This is a genomic window from Aequorivita sp. CRS11, assembly GCF_059693805.1.
The window spans coordinates 110,339-129,611 of the sequence record NZ_JCATIG010000003.1; the positions used below are offsets into that span (position 1 = coordinate 110,339).

Below are 19,273 nucleotides of genomic sequence, written 5' to 3' on the forward strand. Positions count from 1 at the left end.
TTGAAAACCTCACTTTCAGTTTTAGCATTTATAATTGGTTTTGCCTGCATTTCCCAAAATGAGCGGCAAGTTAATTCTGCGGTTATTGATTCCATTTTAAAAGCTACTGCAAAAATTCCTACGGCAGATGAAAAAGTAACTTATTTGAGCAGGGCGACAAGCAAATTGCGTTACGGAGGGGGTAGTTTAGCCTTGATTAAAAAATCTGAGGAAATTTCAAAAAAAGCAAACGTCCCTAAGTTGCTTGCTACTACATACTATTACTACTCTAACTATTACTATTACAATACAAACTTAGACTCTTCGCTCTTTTACATTAAAAAGTCAAAAGACTTTATAAGTGATGAGGAATTACCATTTTTAAGATCTTCCATTTTAAATACTGAAGGAGGTGTTTACGTACTAAAAGGAGATATGCCCAAAGCACTTTCACTTACCTTAAAATCACAGGAATTTCTTGATAAAGTGGATACTACAAGTTTGGTAGGTGACGAAAAAATAATCTACAAAAAAGAACGCCTGGCCCTAGACAATAGCATTGCTAATTTTTATAACCAAATGGAGGAATATGAAAAAGCAACCTATTATTACGACAAGGGTTACAGAGCAGCATTGCGCGACAGCTCTTTTATTGCCGCAGGCGTTTTTATGACAAACAAAGGAGATCTGTACTTAAATACCGAAAAATATGAAAAGGCCTTAGAGGCTTTTCTTGAAGGTAAGAAATTAAAGGAAAAAGGCAAATCACCGCCATTATTGCTTGTAAATTCAGATTTGAATATTGGTATAGCCTATACAAATCTAAATAATTTTGAGGAAGGCTTACCATACCTAAACACCGCAATTTCATTTTACGAAAGTAGCAACATAAGCGGAAAGCTTGCTGAATCCCTAGCCTATAGAGGCGATCATTTTTTGAAGCAGGAAAAATACAATCTGGCGATTGCAGACTGCGAAAAAGCAAAAGAAATTACTTCTTCAACAGAAAATCTCCAGGTTTTTTCAAAAGCGTGTGAATGTTTGTATAGCGCATATAAGGCAACAGACAATTATAAAGAAGCTATTGCAAATTATGAGTTGTATGTGGATGCAAGGGAAACTATTTTTAACGAAAAAAACATAAAGAAGCAGACCCAACAGGAAATGGAGTTTGAGTTCAATAAAACCTCAGCGCTAAAGAACGCAGAGATTATTGCTCGCGAAAAAGAGAGCAGGTTGTATTCTATCCTTTCAATTATCGGCTTTTTGTTTGCTGCATTTTTAGGGTTTTTCTTTTATAAAAACAGAAAGAAGAATTTGTCCCTTGCCAAACAGAAGAAACTACTGGAAGCAACCATAGATGAAAAAAATGTGCTTTTAAAAGAAACACACCATCGTGTTAAAAACAGCTTTCAAATAGTTTCGTCATTGCTCTATCTGCAATCTGAAAACATGGTGGATAAAGAAGCGCAGATTGCCCTTCGCGAAGCACAGAACAGGGTTCGATCCATGGTTTTGATACATCAAAGGCTTTACAACAAAGACCAATTAGTGGGCATTGACAGCAAGGAATATTTGGAGGCCCTGACTAAAGACATTTTTGAAACACACCAATTCAAAAAAGAAAAATTACCGTATGTGCTAAATATTGAACCCATAGTGCTTAGTATTGAAACCATAACTCCCATCGGGCTTATTCTGAACGAATTGATAATAAACGTGCTAAAACATGCTTTTGAGGATATTACTTCGGAAAGTTTGCTTTCCATTAATTTTAAAAAGAAAGATGACACCCTGGTTTTAAAAGTTATCGATAACGGAAAAGGGTGTAATGGCGAAATAAAGGAAACTTCCTTTGGAATAAAACTGATGAACACGCTTGCGAAAAAATTAAGGGCCACCTTGAATTACAAGTCTTCAGAAAATAACGGAACCGAAGTGGTTTTAAACATCAAAAAGTTTGAAATACTTTAGTATCTTTAAGAAAAAACCTTGTGGGCCAATTGAATATCTACATAGTAGAAGACGATCCATTAATTTCCTTTACCATAGAAACCGCTTTAAAAAAGCACGGTTATGGAATTTGTGGCAATGCTGACAATTTTGAGGAAGCTTTGAGTGAAATAATTCAAAAGAGTCCAGATCTAGTACTGGTTGACATTCAGCTGGACGGCGAAAAAGATGGTGTTAATCTCGCAGAAAAATTGGACAGACTAGAAATTCCCTACCTATACCTAACTTCACAAACTGATCCACATACCATTAAAAGAGTTAAGGAAACACGGCCGCTGGGCTATATCGTTAAACCATTTACCGAAAATGGTCTAAGGAGCAATATTGAAATTGCTTGGAACAATTATAAAAACGACGAAGAATATCTTTCCTTTTCAACTAACAATGAACTTTATAAAATCAGACAGTCACAAATACTTTATTTAAAGGCATTTGACAATTATTGTTATGTAATAACTTCAGAAAGGGAATATTTGGTTCCAAAAACCCTAAAGTTTCTTGCCTCCCAATTAAATTCAGAAAAATTTACAAAAACACATCGGTCCTATTTGGTTAATCTTCTTAAAATTGAATCTTTAAAGACAGATTCTCTGCTAATAAACAATGTAGAAATTCCGGTTAGTAATTCGCAAAAAAACCAGCTTAGGCAATTGCTGCAACAATCATAATAATACTTCACTAAAAAAAACAGCCCATTCACTAAAAAATCTTAAGGATTGTCTTAATAACAATCTAAATTCGAACTGTTTTAGATCCCCATAACATTTCAAATTAAAATTTTTAAGATGAATAATGCAATACTTTACATTACCATTGGGGCGCTGTTTGATACATTTGGCGATTTGTTGATGATAAACTGGGTAATCAACAACAGTAAAATCTATTTTGCCGGAGGAATGCTTTTTTACGTAGTGGGCCTGAGCTTTTTGGCCTACAGTTTTACATTTAAAAACATAGTAATTGCTTCGGTATTGTTTTTAATATTCAACGTAGTGCTGCTTTCCCTGGTTAATTGGTTTGTTTACAGTGAAGCACTTTCGCATAAAGAAATAGCGGGCCTGTGCCTAGGGCTTATGGCTGTTGTATTATTTGAATATAATTGAAAATGATAAATAAATTAAACTATATAAACAACATTATAAACTATTCACAATTGAGTTTTTCAGTTGTTAAAAAAAAGAAAGCCGCTGTGAGGTGCGGCTTTCTTTTAAAAAAACTTTTTTGATAATACTGAATTAAGGATATGGTAATAGTTAGCTATTAGTTTTGTTTCGGAATCAATCCTGATCAAATTGATTTCATTTTTCAGTGTTAAAAAAGTAAAGTCGCTTTTGAGGAGGAGCGGCTTTTGCTTTTTTTATTGGGCAAAGATCATCTCGCCCTTGCTTTCCTGTTCCTTAAATTTCATAACCAGCTCCAAGGCATCGGGTATTACATCGCTACAACAAATAATTAGCGAACCTTTTTTCGCATTTTTTACAGCGTGGGTAATGGCCTCTTTTTCGGAAGGGATAATCGTGGTCTTCTTGTTGGGATCCTTCATTTTTATTCCCGCGTCAAGCATTTTTATTAAATCTTCTTCGCTTTTACCGCGTAAATTTTTGTCCTGTCTTATTATAATTTCATCAAACATTTCGGCGGCAATGCTTCCCAATTCATTGGTGTCTTCTTCCCTTCTGTCGCCTACTCCAGCAATTATCCCAATTTTTTCAGTCGCTTCTAAGTTATCGGTGAAGTTTTGTAGTGCACGCATTCCTGCCGGGTTGTGCGCATAGTCCAAAAGAATACTGAAATTTTCAAACTTAAAAAGATTCAATCTTCCAGGTGTTTGCGAAGCTGAAGGAATAAAGGTTTCCAAGGCTATTTTCATATCTTCAATTCCAATACCACGAACGTTTGCAGCAATCACCGCCGGAAGAACATTCTGGATCATAAATGTAGCTTTCCCTCCGTAGGTCAAGGGAATATTTTCAGCTTTCATAATGCGCATTTTCCAGGTGCCGCGACAAAGGGTAACATAGCCGTTTTCATAAACTGCAGTGATTCCGCCAAGTTTTTGGAGCGCCTTTATCCGCGGATTTTCTTCATCCATAGAGAATAGTGCGAGGTTGCAATTGATGCTTCTTCGCATTTCGTAAACCAAATCGTCATCGGCGTTTAGAATTGCATAGCCATCTGGCAAAACAGTTTCGGGAATTACGCCTTTCACCTTTGCCAATTGCTCTACTGTGTGTATTCCTTTCAGTCCTAAATGATCTGCGGCAACGTTGGTAACAATCCCCACATCACATTTTTTGAAACCAAGACCTGCGCGCAACAGTCCGCCGCGGGCACATTCCAAAACTGCAAAATTTACGGTTGGATCCTTCAAAACAAATTCGGCACTGGCGGGCCCGGTGCAATCACCTTTCATCAATAATCTATTTTGGATATAAACGCCATCGCTGGTAGTGTACCCTACCCTGTATCCCTTCATTTTTGCCATATGGGCAATCAATCTCGTAGTGGTTGTTTTTCCATTGGTACCCGTAGTTGCAATTATAGGAATCCTTCCGGTGTTGCTCTGCTGGGGAAAGAGTTTGTCAACAACAGGAGCCGCTACATTTCTCGGCAAACCTGTGGTTGGTGCTAAGTGCATTCTAAAGCCTGGACCTGCATTCACTTCCAGTACTGCACCTCCGGTTTCTTCCAACGGCTTGCTGATGTCTGTTGTCATTATATCGATTCCGCAGATGTCGAGGTCTATTATTTTTGAAATGCGTTCAGCCATAGAAACGTTTGAGGGGTGCACAATATCCGTAACATCTTCCGCAGTACCGCCCGTACTCAAGTTTGCGGTATCCTTAAGAATAACTATCTCGCCTTGATTTGGAACCGAATCTTCGGTGTAACCTTTAGCGGCAATAATGGTTTTGGTTAAATCATTGATGGTAATTTTAGTAAGCACATTTTCGTGACCATAACCTCTGCGAGGGTCTTTGTTTACCTCATCAACTAACTCTTTAATAGTAGATTTACCATCACCCACTACATTTGCCGGTGTGCGCTTGGCAGCGGCCACCAAAACATTGTTTATAACCAACAAGCGATAATCTTCGCCAGTGATATATTTTTCAATAATTACTTTTGAAGAAACATTTTTTGCGGCGTGAAATGCCACTAAGGCATCCTCATAATTTTTAATGTTAACGGTAATTCCACGGCCATGGTTTCCACCCACTGGTTTAACCACCAAAGGAAAACCAACATATCTGCACGCTTCTTCCAAGCTACTTTCGCGACCAATAATATCACCACGCGGAACGAGTACTTCAGCCTGTTCCAAAAGGTATTTTGTGTCTTCCTTATCGCAGGCTAATTCAACGCCTATACTACTGGTCTCGGAAGTTACGGTAGCTTGAATTCTTTTTTGGTTTGCTCCGTAACCCAATTGGCAGAGCGAATATTTATTCAAGCGAATCCACGGAATGCCGCGGGCTTCGGCTTCTTCTACAATGGAACCTGTACTGGGCCCGAGGCGTTCATCCTCACGAATTTCACGCATTCGTTGTATATCGGCTTCTAAATCATAACTATCGCCAGAAATAAGTGCTTTACAAATATCAACCGATGCTTTAGCCGCATAACGCCCCACATTTTCTTCAATATAACTAAAGACCACATTGTAAACACCCTTTTCACCATAACCGCGCGTTCTTCCGAAACCCGTATCCATATCGGCCAAAGTCTGTATCTCCAAAGCTATATGCTCAATAACGTGGCCCATCCAAGTGCCCTCTTCCACACGCTGAAAAAATCCGCCCGGTTCACCCACGCTGCAACGATGGCTATACATGCTGGGGAACATCATTTTTAGTCGGTCACTAAAGCCTTCAATTTTATTGGAAGGAAGTTCTTCCATTTCCTCAAGATCAAGGACCATTACTATTAATTTATGACGACGTATAGACCAGTAATTTGGCCCTCGCATGGCGTTGATTTCTCTAATTCGCATAAGTTGACGGATTTGTTTGTTTGGTTCGAATTTGATAAATATATGATTAATTTTTATAACAATTAGCGTATTTTTGCCCGCAAATCAAATAAATTCATGAGCGTAAAAGGCACACTGATCCCCATAGGTGGAAATGAAGATAAGGGCATTGAACAAAGTGAAATATATACTCTGGAATATATTCAAGAAGGAATTTTATCCCGCGTGGTTCGTGAAAGCGGTGGCAAGGAAGCTTTAATAATAGTTATTCCAACTGCTTCCAGTATTCCGAATGAAGTGAGCGAAAACTACCTGCATGCGTTTGGAAAATTGGGCTGTAGCAACGTTCGCATTATGGATATCCGCAATCGTGAGGAAGCTGAAGATCCGCTGCATTTAACCTTGATGAAAAAAGCAGATTGCGTTATGTTTTCTGGAGGTGACCAATCTAAAATCGTACAATATATTGGTGGAACACTGCTCCACAAAATAATTCAAAAGCGTTACGAAAAAGATAACTTCGTAATTGCCGGAACCAGCGCTGGTGCGATGTGCATGAGCCAGGAAATGATAAAAGGCGGTGGCATCAAAGAAGCGTTTACAAAGGGTGCGGTTTTAATGGGAGAAGGCATGGGTTTTATTCCCAACTTGATAATCGATTCACACTTTATACGTCGCGGACGGTTTGGAAGACTTGCCGAAGCTGTAGCACGCTTTCCCAAACTTATAGGTATAGGTTTGGCGGAAGATACTGGCCTCGTTATCAAAAACTGTAATATAGTTGAGGTTATTGGTTCAGGGATGGTTATCCTTTTTGACCCGCGAAAATTAAAACATAACAATCAAGCCGTGGTTGCTGATGGTACGCCAATGTCCCTCAACAATTTGAAAACTCACATTTTAGCACATGGTGACCGTTTCGATATAAAGAAAAAGAAACTTAAAATTTCACCGCATCACATTCGGGTGATTGAATCTCAAACTTTGTGATTGTTGATTGTTGATTGTTGATTGTTGATTGAAAATACAATAGTATCCACAGAATCCATAGTATCATTCCCGATATATACCAATATCTTTTTTTCCTTCGGAAGTTTTAAAAGCGCGGTACATCCCTTCGGTATTGAAAGGCATTGCAATATTTCCTTCGGAATCGACGGCAATCAAACCGCCGTCGCCGCCAATTTCCAAAAGTCTTTTGTTGATTACTTCGGAAGCGGCTTCTTCCACGGTCATTTCTTTGTACTCCATTAAACAGGACACATCGTAGGCTACAACTCCTCGAATGAAGTATTCGCCACTGCCCGTGCAACTCACGGCACAGGTTTTATTATTTGCGTAATTTCCGGCTCCTATCATCGGACTGTCGCCTACGCGGCCCCATCGTTTATTGGTCATTCCGCCCGTTGAGGTTGCGGCGGCAATGTTTCCGTTTTTATCACAAGCAACAGCGCCAACTGTACCAAATTTACCTTCCTTTTTCATACTGTGGTCCAACTGAAATTTGTCACTGTCCTTTATGTTTTGCCACTGTTGATAACGATGCTCGTCATAAAAATACTCTGGGGTCTCTAGGGTGTAGCCCAAACTTTTTGCAAAGCGCATTGCACCTTCGCCCGCCAAAAAAACGTGATCTGTTTTTTCCATTATATCGCGAGCCAGTGAAATTGGGTTTTTAATTCCAGTGATCAATGAAACTGCGCCAGCATCCAATGTTGTTCCGTCCATAATAGCGGCATCCATTTCGTGGGTGCCATCATTGGTGAAGACACTTCCCCTACCAGCGTTGAAAAGCGGAGAATCTTCCAAATGTTTCACTGCAGTTTCCACTGCATCCATTGCATTTCCGTCTTTTTCCAAAACAGCATACCCTTTTTCCAAAGCTTCATTGAGCGCAGCTTTGTATTGTTCTTCCTTTTGGGGCGTCATAAGCCCTTTTACCAATGTTCCTGCACCGCCGTGGATTACTAAGGAGTATTTTTTCATCTGAAATATTTTAGGGCGGAAAAATACGAATTGCCTTTCACAATAAACTGCTTCATTTATAATTTTCTTTTTCACGGAAAACCCTTCGTATCTGAAGTGTTATTTTTATTTTTGATAACAAGATGAATCTCCGTTTGAGTGTCGTTGAATCGTTTTCAATTTATGAACTCGCTTCGGCCTTTGTCCCGATAGCTATCGGGAGCTCTCGCTGAGACATTTCCCAATAAAATAAAATTATGTCCACCCAAAAAAAACGCCTTTTCCTTCTTGATGCTTACGCCCTTATTTTTCGCGGGTATTACGCACTTATAAAAAATCCAACCATTAATTCCAAAGGGCAGGATACCTCTGCCATTATGGGGTTTCTCAATTCACTTTTTGACGTTATCCGTCGCGAGCGTCCCGACCATTTGGCCGTTTGTTTTGATAAAGACGGAAGCGCCGAACGCACCGAAATGTTTGCTGATTATAAAGCAAACCGTGACCAAACGCCCGACGTTATCCGCCAATCCATCCCTATAATTCAGGAAATAATCAAAGCCATGCACATTCCCTGCGTTGAACTTTCAGGTTTGGAAGCCGATGATATTATTGGAACGCTTGCGCAACAAGCAGAAAAGCAGGGCTACCAGGTTTTTATGGTTACGCCCGATAAGGATTTTGGACAATTGGTAACCGAAAATATTTTTATGTACCGTCCCGCGCGTATGGGCAACGCCATTGAAATCTGGGGAATTCCCGAGGTTCAAAAACGTTTCGGTGTGGAGCGCCCCGAACAGGTGATTGATTATCTGGGAATGATGGGCGATGCCAGTGATAACATTCCCGGACTACCCGGCGTGGGTGAAAAAACGGCTAAGAAATTTATTGCGGAATTCGGCTCGATGGAAAATCTTTTGGCAAATACAGATAAGCTGAAAGGCAAAATGAAGGAAAAGGTTGAGGAAAATGCCGAGCTCGGCCTGCTTTCCAAAAAACTCGCTACCATTTGCACCACCTGCGATGTTACCTTTAACGAAAAGGACTACGAACTCTCCATTCCCGACGGCGAAAAAGTACAGCAGATTTTTGAGGAACTTGAATTCCGTAGACTGAAAGACCAGTTTTTAAAGTTGTTTTCTGAAGAAGGCGCTTCGGAAAAAGTTACACAGATTTCAAATTCTGAAAGTGCAAAAAAAGCAACTTCTTCTTCTGCAGGAAGTGGACAGTTTTCACTTTTTGGCGGCGATGGTGAAGCTGCCGAAGAAATAAAAAACTACAATTCCCGCGCCACCATTGAAAACACGGAACATTTTTACCAAACCGTGCAACCAGGGATGGGTACGAAGTTGTTTCTTCAGAATTTAATGAAGCAAAAAAGTGTGTGTTTTGATACTGAAACCACCAGTTTGAATCCGTTGGAAGCCGAACTTGTTGGCATCGCTTTTTCCTGGGAAAAAGGAAAGGGTTTTTACATTCCTTTTTCTGAAAACAAAGAGGAAACCCAGCAACTTTTAGAGGAATTGCGTCCGTTTTTTGAAGATGAAAGCATCCAAAAAATTGGTCAGAATTTAAAATACGATATTAAAGTTTTGGCGAAATACAATATTTCCGTCAAAGGAAAATTGTTTGATACGATGCTCGCGCATTACCTGATTAATCCAGATATGCGCCACAATATGGACGTTCTCAGCGAAACATATCTTAATTACACGCCAGTTTCCATCACGGAATTAATTGGCAAAAAAGGCAAAAACCAGTTGAATATGCGCGATGTGGAAGTTGAAAAGCAGACCGAATACGCCGTGGAGGATGCCGATGTAACCTTTCAGCTGAAGGAACATTTTGAAAAAGAACTGGGCGAAGCCAATACCCAAAAACTGTTTGACGATATTGAAGTGCCATTGCTTCGGGTTTTGGCGGCTATGGAACTGGAAGGCATCAATTTGGACGAAGATTTCCTCAAAAAACTTTCCGAAGAATTGGACAAAGACATACTTCAGCTTGAAAAAAACATTTACGAAGAAGCCGGGGAAGAATTCAATATTGCTTCACCAAAGCAATTGGGTGATATTCTTTTCGGAAAAATGAAACTGATAGACAAGCCGAAAAAAACCAAAACGGGACAATATTCCACCGCTGAGGATGTGCTTTCCTATTTGGCAAAAGACCATAAAATAATCCGCGATGTTTTGGAATACCGAGGGCTCACCAAACTGAAAAGCACCTATGTGGATGCGCTTCCGGAGCAAGTTGAAAAATCTACCGGCCGTGTACATACCGATTATATGCAGACCGTTGCCGCCACTGGCCGATTGAGCAGCAACAATCCAAACCTTCAAAATATTCCGATCCGCACCGAACGCGGACGTGAAGTTCGAAAAGCGTTTATTCCGCGAAACGAAGATTACGTTTTGATGGCAGCGGATTATTCGCAAATAGAGCTACGAATAATTGCTGCTTTAAGTGAAGAAACCACGATGATCGAAGCTTTTAAAAATGGTGAGGATATTCACGCTTCCACTGCTTCAAAAGTTTTTAATGTTCCTTTAAGTGAGGTTACTCGCGAGCAAAGAAGCAATGCCAAAACCGTAAACTTTGGGATTATTTACGGCGTTTCAGCTTTCGGCTTGAGCAACCAAACTGACCTGTCCCGAACAGAGGCAAAGGTTTTGATTGACACCTATTATAAAACCTATCCAAAACTTCGGAATTACATAAGCGAGCAAATTCAATTTGCACGTGAAAATGGTTATGTGCAAACCGTTTTGGGACGAAGACGCTATTTAAAAGACATAAACGGAAGCAACCAAGTGGTGCGTGGCGCCGCAGAGCGAAATGCGGTGAACGCACCAATTCAAGGAAGTGCTGCGGATATTATTAAAATAGCGATGATAAACATCCACAAAAAACTGGAAGCTGAAAACTACAAAAGCAAGATGTTGCTTCAAGTGCATGATGAATTGGTCTTTGACGTCTATAAGCCTGAGCTCGAAAAACTAAAAACCATGGTTAAACACGAAATGGAAAATGCCTATACGCTGAGCGTGCCATTGGATGTTGACTTAGGCGTGGGTGAAAATTGGTTGGAGGCGCATTAATTTTGCTACAGTTTTCAAGGCTTTATGCCGTGAAGTAGATTGTGTATTAAGAATTTCTTAACTTTTTTATGTTATGGATTATGGGAAATCAGTATTTTGCTGCCAAAATATTGAAGCACTTACTATGAAAAACTCCTTTACACTTTTATCACTTTTCTTTTTTGTATTTACCATCCAAGCCCAAGACCCAAACATTCTTTGGCAGCGGACTATTGGGGGGAGTGATTGGGACCAACCATCTTTTATTTCCAAAACTAATGATGGGGGATTTGTGGTTGGTGGTTTTTCAGAATCTAACATTTCGGGAGAGAAAACCGAAAACTCAAGAGGTGGATATGACTATTGGGTGGTGAAATTTGATAACTCAGGCAATATTCAATGGCAAAAAACCTTAGGGGGCGATCAGGACGATTATTTAAGAAAAATTATCCAAATATCCGATGATGGCTACATTGTATTGGGATATTCCAGTTCCGGGATATCTGGTGATAAAACTGAAAATTCACAGGGAGGCACAGATTACTGGATACTAAAATTGGATGTGTCCGGAAATATAATGTGGCAAAAAACAATAGGAAGTGATGACAATGATACTGTTGCTGACGTTGAACAAGCGGCCGACGGAGGTTTTTTAATTGGCGGCACAGCTTCTTCAGGTGTATCTGGGGATAAAACAGTTGTTGGCGACGTATGGATATTAAAATTGGATGTAAATGGGAATATTCAATGGCAGAAGGGTTACGATTTTTTTGCCAATTCAAATCTAAGCAATGCTCGGTTAACCGATGACGGTGGTTTTATAATAGCTGGCTCGGGTACGGGCGGTATTTTTAGTGATTATGTTGTCTCAAAATTGAATATGAATGGAAACTCCGTGTGGGAAAAAATTTACGGAGGGGACGGAGAAGATTATTTAACAAATTTGATACTTACAGATGACGGTGGATATATGGTCATTGGGCAATCAAATTCTGATGCTTCTGGAGATAAGACGGAAGATTCACAAGGGTATCAGGATTATTGGGTATTAAAATTAGATTCAGCAGGCAATATTGTCTGGCAAAATACCATAGGGGGAGACTCTGGAGATATTCCTCTTACGGTTATAGAATCTTCTGATGGAGGATATTTTATTAGCGGTAGCTCTCTTTCAAATATTTCCGGCGATAAAACAGATAATACTTTTGAAGATTCCCAGAGCTTTTGGATAATGAAGCTTAATTCTGTGGGCATAATTGAATGGCAAAATGATATAGATGGCTCATTGGGGGAAAGACTGCCAAAAGCAATTCAGAATGACGATGGCAGCTTTATGATTTGTGGCCAATCCAGTTCCAATATTTCAGGCGATAAAACAGAAAACAGCAGAGGGGAAGCCGATTTCTGGATAATAAAACACGCTGCAACTTTAGGGTTGGAAGATAATTCATTCCTAAAAGCAATAAGCCTCTACCCCAATCCTACAAAAAACACATTACAACTAAACACCCAAGACAAAACCATAAACCAAATAAACATCTACACAATGACGGGCAGCAAAGTTTTGCAATTGGATGTTGAAACCGTTTCCCCAACCGTGGATGTTTCCAGCTTGGCTGCTGGCGTTTATTATGTGCAGTTTTACTCGGGAAAAAATGTGGCTTTGAAGAAGTTTGTAAAAGAATAAAATCATTTATTATGAAAAGAAATATACTTAGCAGTTTAGTTTTAGCATTTATTACAATTTCGTTGTACGCCCAGGATCTAAATATAATATGGCAAAACACCATAGGGGGAAGTGAGCAAGATATACTTTATGGAATGGACAAAACCCTTGATGGAGGATATATAATTGGGGGCAGGTCTGAATCCGAAATATCTGGTGATAAAACAATAGCCAATCACGGAAATGGAACTGGGGATTTTTGGGTTTTAAAACTTGATGCAAATGGAAATATCCTTTGGCAAAATTCCATCGGAGGAACATTGGACGATCATCTTTATTCCTTAACAAGTACAGCAGATGGAGGTTATTTATTAGGAGGGCTATCAAATTCTAATATCTCGGGAGATAAAACTGAAAATTGCATGGGAGATAGTGATTTCTGGGTAGTTAAAATTGATAATAATGGAAATGTGGTATGGGATAATACAATTGGAGGTGATGATTATGATAGTCTATCTTCGCTAAAACAAACTCCAGATGGAGGCTATATATTGGGGGGATTTTCAAATTCAAATATTTCAGGAGATAAAACAGAAAATTCTATGAATGGAGATATATGGATTGTTAAACTTAACTCAAACGGTATTGTGGAGTGGGATAATACTATTGGTGGTGACAGTGGTGACGGATTAAATCAAATTTCTATTACCAATGATGGTGGATATATAATTGGAGCAGAATCAAATTCAAACATTTCTGGTGATAAAACTGAAGATGCCTTTGACGCTTCTGGCGATTATTGGATTTTAAAACTTGACGCTTCGGGAAACATACAATGGCAAAACACAATAGGCGGCACAGGGTATGATTCTATAGAAAGTATTTCCCAAACTTCAGACGGTGGGTACATCCTTAGTGGATTTTCTGATTCTCCAATTTCAGGTGATAAAACAGAAAATTCAAACAGTTTTGATGCATGGGTTTTAAAACTTGATTCTTCTGGAGATATTGAATGGCAGAATACAATTGGTGGAAATGACTATGATTTAGGAGGTGAGATTATTGAAACAATTGATGGAGGCTATATACTAGGATGCACATCAAATTCAAATATTTCAGATGATAAAGACGAAAATTCTATTGGAGAAAATGATTTTTGGATTGTAAAGCTAAATATTAATGGCATTATTGAAGGACAAAATACAATTGGCGGCACAATTCAGGATAGCAGTTCTTCAGTTATACAAAATACTGACGGAACATATATTGTTTCTGGAATTTCAAATTCTAATATCTCGGGTGATAAAACAGAAAACTCCCAAGGTGATTATGATTATTGGGTATTGAAGCTAGATAATATATTAAGCATCAAAGAAAACCCCTGCTCCTCAGCAATAACCCTCTACCCCAACCCAACAAAAAACACATTACAACTCAACACCCAAGACAAAACCATAGACCAAATTAACATTTACACAGTAACGGGCAGCAAAGTTTTGCAATTGGATGTTGAAACCGTTTCCCCAACCGTGGATGTTTCCAGCTTGGCTGCTGGCGTTTATTACTTGCAGTTGTATTCTGGGAAAAATGTGGCGTTGAAGAAGTTTGTGAAAGAATGATTTAAATTCATAATTCTGAATTCAGAATTATGAATTATGAATTTTCCAGTCTTGGTTCTTGGCTCTTTATTCTTTCAGCAAAGCGATCTTTTTTCAAAGAAAATTTATTTCCCACCCCTTGCTTTTCAAATAAATAACATTACATTTGCACCCCTCTTAGACAAAATTTGTTTTGTTTGAGGGTGAGAAAACAATGATTTATTAACGATTGACAAAAAACTAAATGGATACATTAAGTTACAAAACAGTATCTGCTAACAAGAATACCGTTGTAAAAGAATGGTTGGTAGTAGATGCGGACGGGCAAGCATTGGGTCGTCTTGCAAGCGAAGTTGCTAAATTACTTCGCGGTAAGCACAAACCAAGTTTCACCCCGCACGTAGATTGCGGTGATAACGTGATTGTTATCAACGCCGGAAATGTAAACCTTTCCGGAAACAAATGGAATGACAAAACGTACATTCGCCACACAGGCTATCCTGGTGGACAACGTAGTCTTACCGCTACCGAAATGTACAAAAAAGACCCTGCAAGGCTTGTTGAAAAAGCTGTGAAAGGTATGCTCCCTAAAAACAAATTGGGCGCAGAAATGTTCAGAAACCTAAAAGTGTATGCAGATGCAAACCACGGACAGGAAGCACAGAAACCTAGAACTATTAACCTTAACGACAACAAGTAATGGAGACAATTCACAAAATAGGCAGAAGAAAAACCGCTGTTGCACGTGTATACCTTAAAGAAGGTAAAGGAAACATTACCATCAACAAGCGCGAGTTGGAAAACTACTTTCCAACTGGAACACTTCAGTATAAAGTAAAACAACCTTTGACACTTACAGATAACGAAAAGACTTTCGATATTTCGGTAAATGTATTTGGAGGTGGAATCACAGGACAGGCAGAAGCCATCCGTCTTGCAATTTCCCGCGCTATGTGCGAGCTTAACGATGAAAATCGCGGCATCCTGAAACCAGAAGGTTTGCTTACAAGAGACCCAAGAATGGTAGAGCGCAAGAAATTTGGACAGAAGAAAGCGCGTAAGAAATTCCAGTTCTCTAAACGTTAATATTACTCAACTAGATTGGGTATCTCTTTGGGGATACCCAATTAAAGTTGAAAAGTTCATATTCATTATTAATTAAAAAAGCTGTTATCCGTCTTTGGCGGAGTTAGTTTAGCATCTAAACCAAATCCATAATTTAGGAACAGGTTGCTATCCTTTCACAGAACGTAAACTAAAACAAAATGGCAAAAAAAGTAGAAGTAAAAGACTTACTTGAAGCTGGTGTGCACTTTGGCCACCTAACCCGCAAATGGAACCCAAACATGGCCCCGTATATCTATATGGAGCGCAACGGGATCCACATTATCAACCTTTACAAGACCGCTGCAAAAATCCAGGAGGCCAATGAAGCCCTAAAGAAAATTGCGGCCAGTGGACGCAAAATCCTTTTTGTAGCTACCAAAAAACAAGCAAAAGACATTGTTGCTGAAAAAGCAAAGAACGCAAACATGCCCTACATCACTGAAAGATGGCCAGGCGGTATGCTTACCAACTTTGTAACTATCCGTAAAGCCGTTAAGAAAATGGCTTCTATTGATAGAATGAAGCAGGACGGAACTTTCAACACCCTTTCAAAGAAGGAGCGTTTGGCCGTAGATCGTCTTCGTGCTAAATTGGAAAAGAACTTAGGTTCTATTTCTGATATGAGCCGCCTTCCGGCAGCACTTTTTGTAGTTGATACAACTCGCGAGCACATTGCAGTTGCAGAGGCTATGAAATTGAACATCCCGATCTTCGCAATGGTAGATACCAATAGCGACCCACGCGTTATTGATTACGTAATCCCATCTAATGATGATGCTTCAAAATCTATCGAAAGCATTATGAGTTTTGTTTCTGAAGCTATTATTGAAGGGCTTTCTGAAAGAAAAGCTGGTAGTGATGACGATAGCGATGATGAAGAAGGAATGGCAAAAAAAGCTAAAGCTCCCAAAAAAGAGAAAGAAGCTAAAAAAGTAAAAGCCGAAGTTCCTTCAACTGACGAAGAAGACGTAGAAGATATGAAAGAGGCAAAGAAGCCTGTGCGTCAAAAATCAAAGAAAGAAGTTCTTAACGAAGAAGAATAAATAACTTTATCTTAAAATCTAAAAGTCGTTTGGTTCTTTTCTTTGCTGAAATTAATTTGAACGACTTTTTTTAATATTAAACTTAAAAATTTATAAAAATGGCAAACATAACAGCCGCAGAAGTAAATAAACTAAGACAAGCCACCGGCGCCGGAATGATGGACTGTAAAAAGGCATTGGTTGAGGCAGACGGAAATATGGAAGAAGCAATCTCTATCCTTAGAAAGAAAGGACAGAAAATTGCAGAAAAAAGAGCAGACCGCGACTCTAGCGAGGGTGTGGCTACAGCAAAAGTGAACAGCGATAACACAAAAGGTGTGGCTATTTCATTAAACTGTGAAACTGACTTTGTTGCCAAAAACGATTCTTTCGTTGAAATGGCAAACAAAATGGCCGAGATTGCACTGAATACATCCTCAAAAGAAGAGTTTTTGGCAGCAGATTTTGGCGGAATGACCGTTGCTGAAAAATTGACTGAGCAAACTGGTGTTATAGGTGAGAAGATAGAAATAGGCGGTTACGAAATTTTGGAAGCTCCATTTGTAGGTTCTTATGTTCACGTAAACAAGATTGCTGCTTTAACCGGTCTTTCAAAAGCTGTGGATAATGCTGAGGAATTGACAAAAGATGTTTCTATGCAAGTGGCTTCTATGGGTGCTACTACCCTTTCTTACAAAGACTTTGATCCCGCTTTTGTAGAATCTGAAACTGAAGCGCGTATTGCAGCTATCGAGAAAGACAATATCGAGTTAGGCCGTTTGGGCAAGACACTTAAAAACGTTCCCAAATTCATTTCAAGAGCGCAATTGACTCCTGAAGTTTTGGCACAGGCCGAAGCTGATGCAAAAGCTGAATTGAAAGCTGAAGGCAAGCCAGAGCAAATCTGGGACAAAATCCTTCCGGGGAAATTGGAGCGCTTCATCAGCGATAACACTACGCTTGACCACGAAAAAGCGTTGCTTGACCAGAACTTTATTAAGGACGACAAAAAGAGCGTTGCAGAGTACGTAAAAACGTATGGCGATGTAGAAATTGTAGGCTTTAAGAGAGTTTCTTTGGCGTAAACTACAAGCATATTTTAAATGAAAAGAGGCTGATTGATTTCAGCCTCTTTTTTTTGTGAAATGCCCGACTGATTTCTTAGGCGGCGCTCAGGATAAACTGAAGTCGAAAACTTATCTATTCTTTAATAAATTTTTTGATTGTTGTATTCCCGCTTTCATCCTCAACATTCAAAAAATAGATGCCGCTTAGGAGTTGGGAGACATCTATTGCTTTTTGGTCTTGAAGCGTTATGCTTTGTGCGCTCAACAGTTTGCCTTCTATGTTGAAGATTTTGATTTTTAGATTTTGTGTGGTGTTTTGGGCAGTAATAAAGAGTTCGTTTTTGGCGGGGTTGGGGTGGATGGAATATGTAGAAGAGTTATTCTCAGAGACTCCTAAAATACAATCTTCGGAATAAACAAAATTTGCTGCCAAATACCAGCCATTGTATGGGGGTTCGTTATTGTTTGCGGCTAATTCATCATCTACTTTTACACAGTCAAGCTCTGTAAGTTGGCAGGGCTCTCCCTCAAACTCGCAGGGGAGCGTAATATTGAGTATGCCATTGTTTCCGTTTTTTGCATCAAGGGATTCCAAAAAGATTAAATTTTCACCATATAAAATTTCTAAATTGGTATTATTGGTTAAATCTAAAGAACTAACCGGCATATTAAACCCTGCCGAATCACTACTACAATAGAGTTCCTTTAACTGGAGATTATTGCTAACATCCAAAACCAATAGGTAGTTTCCGGTGACATCTAAAATTTCCAGTGCTGCAAAGTCTTCAATGCCTGTTATGTCATCTATACCTTTATGATTAAGATTAAGTGATATGACTGTTTCTACATCACTTGTAAGCACCTGGCCGTTAACGATGCCATCACTGTCGATACCAAGGTCAATAAGGGCCTGTTCAAAAACAGGATCTGGAATTTGGGTTATTTGTGCAAAAGCGTTTGTGCTAAGGGCCAGGATGAATATGGTTATAAAGGTTTTCACTGCTTTATGAATTTTTTGGTAGTGGTGTTGCCGTTTTCATCTTCTATGTTTAGAAAGTAGATGCCGCTTGTTAAGCTTGAAACATCTATGGAGGTTTTATTTGCAACTTCTAAAGTTTGGGTGCTTAATAGTTTGCCTTCAATGTTGAAGATTTTTAGGGTTAGGGTTCCTGATGTGTATTTTGAAGTTAAGAACAATTCGTTTTTAGCGGGGTTTGGAAGGATTGCGAATTGAGAACTGTAAAAATCTTGACTAGATAAAATGTGATCGCCGTAAATGGCTTGGTCGCCAGTATTTGATATTACTACCAAGGTTTTGTTTTCATTGGAATCTGTTGTTATAGTATAATTATATAGATTCCCTGGCCCACTATAATAGTAGTTAAAGTAAATAACTTCAAAATCTTCGTTAACTTGAAATTGGCAATCAATAAAAGTAGTTTCCAAAGGTTGTGGAAAACTGAAGCTATTAATTTCATATTCTATAAACCCCGTCAATTCATTGCATACAGAAGTAAAAAATCCATCTTGGCTAAATTCTGCGGGAACAGAGATTAATTCATCATTTGATGGAGGGAAATTATTCTGCCCGTTAATTATAACATTTTGGAGATACCAAGTATTTTCCAAAAGTTGAGGGTCTTGTGCAGAACTTGTTTGAAAAACAAGTATAGCTAGAAATAAAATTATGTGTTTCATATTGTGGGTTTTTATTATTGTTTTGCCAAAGTTCTTGATTGTTGAATCTGTCCGTTACAGACCAATGCTACTGAATATAGCCCCATGGGATAAGAGGAAATGTCC

Annotated in this window: 15 protein-coding genes; 11 read left to right on the forward strand and 4 right to left on the reverse strand. The window is 39.0% G+C overall.

Annotated features, from left to right (window positions below; translation table 11 throughout):
* The 3 genes from AC58DT_RS06490 (at position 1) to AC58DT_RS06500 (ending at position 3,095) form a co-directional block, all read left to right on the forward strand.
* A complete protein-coding gene (locus tag AC58DT_RS06490; RefSeq protein ID WP_497216056.1) occupies positions 1-1,953 on the forward strand; it encodes a tetratricopeptide repeat-containing sensor histidine kinase in 1,953 nt (650 codons plus the stop codon).
* A gap of 29 nt (positions 1,954-1,982) precedes the next feature.
* Positions 1,983-2,660 (forward strand): LytR/AlgR family response regulator transcription factor, encoded by a 678-nt coding sequence (locus AC58DT_RS06495; protein ID WP_497216057.1) that lies wholly within the window; start codon positions 1,983-1,985, stop codon positions 2,658-2,660.
* Positions 2,661-2,777: 117 nt separating this feature from the next.
* Positions 2,778-3,095, forward strand: coding sequence for a hypothetical protein (locus tag AC58DT_RS06500; protein WP_497216058.1), 318 nt, complete (start codon positions 2,778-2,780; stop codon positions 3,093-3,095).
* Positions 3,096-3,349: 254 nt separating this feature from the next.
* Here AC58DT_RS06500 and cphA read toward each other — a convergent pair whose 3' ends face one another.
* Complete coding sequence (cphA, locus tag AC58DT_RS06505; RefSeq protein ID WP_497216059.1) at positions 3,350-5,986, reverse strand: cyanophycin synthetase; 2,637 nt, start codon at positions 5,984-5,986, stop codon at positions 3,350-3,352.
* A 96-nt stretch (positions 5,987-6,082) separates the two neighbouring features.
* Here cphA and AC58DT_RS06510 point away from each other — a divergent pair, with 96 nt between their 5' ends.
* Positions 6,083-6,955, forward strand: a complete 873-nt coding sequence (locus AC58DT_RS06510) for a cyanophycinase (protein ID WP_497216060.1) — start codon at positions 6,083-6,085, stop codon at positions 6,953-6,955.
* A gap of 63 nt (positions 6,956-7,018) precedes the next feature.
* On the opposite strand, the gene AC58DT_RS06515 is transcribed toward AC58DT_RS06510, so the two are convergent.
* Positions 7,019-7,951 carry an isoaspartyl peptidase/L-asparaginase family protein gene (locus AC58DT_RS06515; RefSeq protein WP_497216062.1) on the reverse strand — a complete coding sequence of 311 codons (933 nt, stop codon included), beginning with the start codon at positions 7,949-7,951 and terminating at the stop codon, positions 7,019-7,021.
* Positions 7,952-8,187: 236 nt separating this feature from the next.
* Here AC58DT_RS06515 and polA point away from each other — a divergent pair, with 236 nt between their 5' ends.
* The 7 genes from polA (at position 8,188) to tsf (ending at position 17,488) form a co-directional block, all read left to right on the forward strand.
* Positions 8,188-11,031, forward strand: a complete 2,844-nt coding sequence (polA, locus tag AC58DT_RS06520) for a DNA polymerase I (protein ID WP_497216064.1) — start codon at positions 8,188-8,190, stop codon at positions 11,029-11,031.
* 124 nt (positions 11,032-11,155) lie between these two features.
* Complete coding sequence (locus AC58DT_RS06525) at positions 11,156-12,697, forward strand: T9SS type A sorting domain-containing protein (RefSeq protein WP_497216066.1); 1,542 nt, start codon at positions 11,156-11,158, stop codon at positions 12,695-12,697.
* Between the two features lie 11 nt (positions 12,698-12,708).
* A complete protein-coding gene (locus tag AC58DT_RS06530) occupies positions 12,709-14,295 on the forward strand; it encodes a T9SS type A sorting domain-containing protein (RefSeq protein ID WP_497216067.1) in 1,587 nt (528 codons plus the stop codon).
* Positions 14,296-14,518: 223 nt separating this feature from the next.
* Positions 14,519-14,974, forward strand: coding sequence for a 50S ribosomal protein L13 (gene rplM, locus AC58DT_RS06535; protein ID WP_497216069.1), 456 nt, complete (start codon positions 14,519-14,521; stop codon positions 14,972-14,974).
* Positions 14,974-15,360, forward strand: coding sequence for a 30S ribosomal protein S9 (gene rpsI, locus AC58DT_RS06540; RefSeq protein ID WP_045078935.1), 387 nt, complete (start codon positions 14,974-14,976; stop codon positions 15,358-15,360). Before rplM ends, rpsI begins: the two co-directional genes overlap by 1 nt.
* Positions 15,361-15,539: 179 nt before the next feature.
* A complete protein-coding gene (gene rpsB / locus AC58DT_RS06545) occupies positions 15,540-16,424 on the forward strand; it encodes a 30S ribosomal protein S2 (RefSeq protein ID WP_497216072.1) in 885 nt (294 codons plus the stop codon).
* A gap of 98 nt (positions 16,425-16,522) precedes the next feature.
* On the forward strand, positions 16,523-17,488 hold the full coding sequence (tsf, locus tag AC58DT_RS06550; protein WP_497216074.1) for a translation elongation factor Ts: 966 nt from the start codon (positions 16,523-16,525) through the stop codon (positions 17,486-17,488).
* 115 nt (positions 17,489-17,603) lie between these two features.
* Here tsf and AC58DT_RS06555 read toward each other — a convergent pair whose 3' ends face one another.
* Entirely contained in the window at positions 17,604-18,470 is an 867-nt protein-coding gene (locus AC58DT_RS06555) for a T9SS type A sorting domain-containing protein (protein ID WP_497216076.1), read from the reverse strand.
* On the reverse strand, positions 18,467-19,168 hold the full coding sequence (locus AC58DT_RS06560; RefSeq protein WP_497216077.1) for a T9SS type A sorting domain-containing protein: 702 nt from the start codon (positions 19,166-19,168) through the stop codon (positions 18,467-18,469). Before AC58DT_RS06560 ends, AC58DT_RS06555 begins: the two co-directional genes overlap by 4 nt.
* Positions 19,169-19,273: the final 105 nt, after the last annotated feature.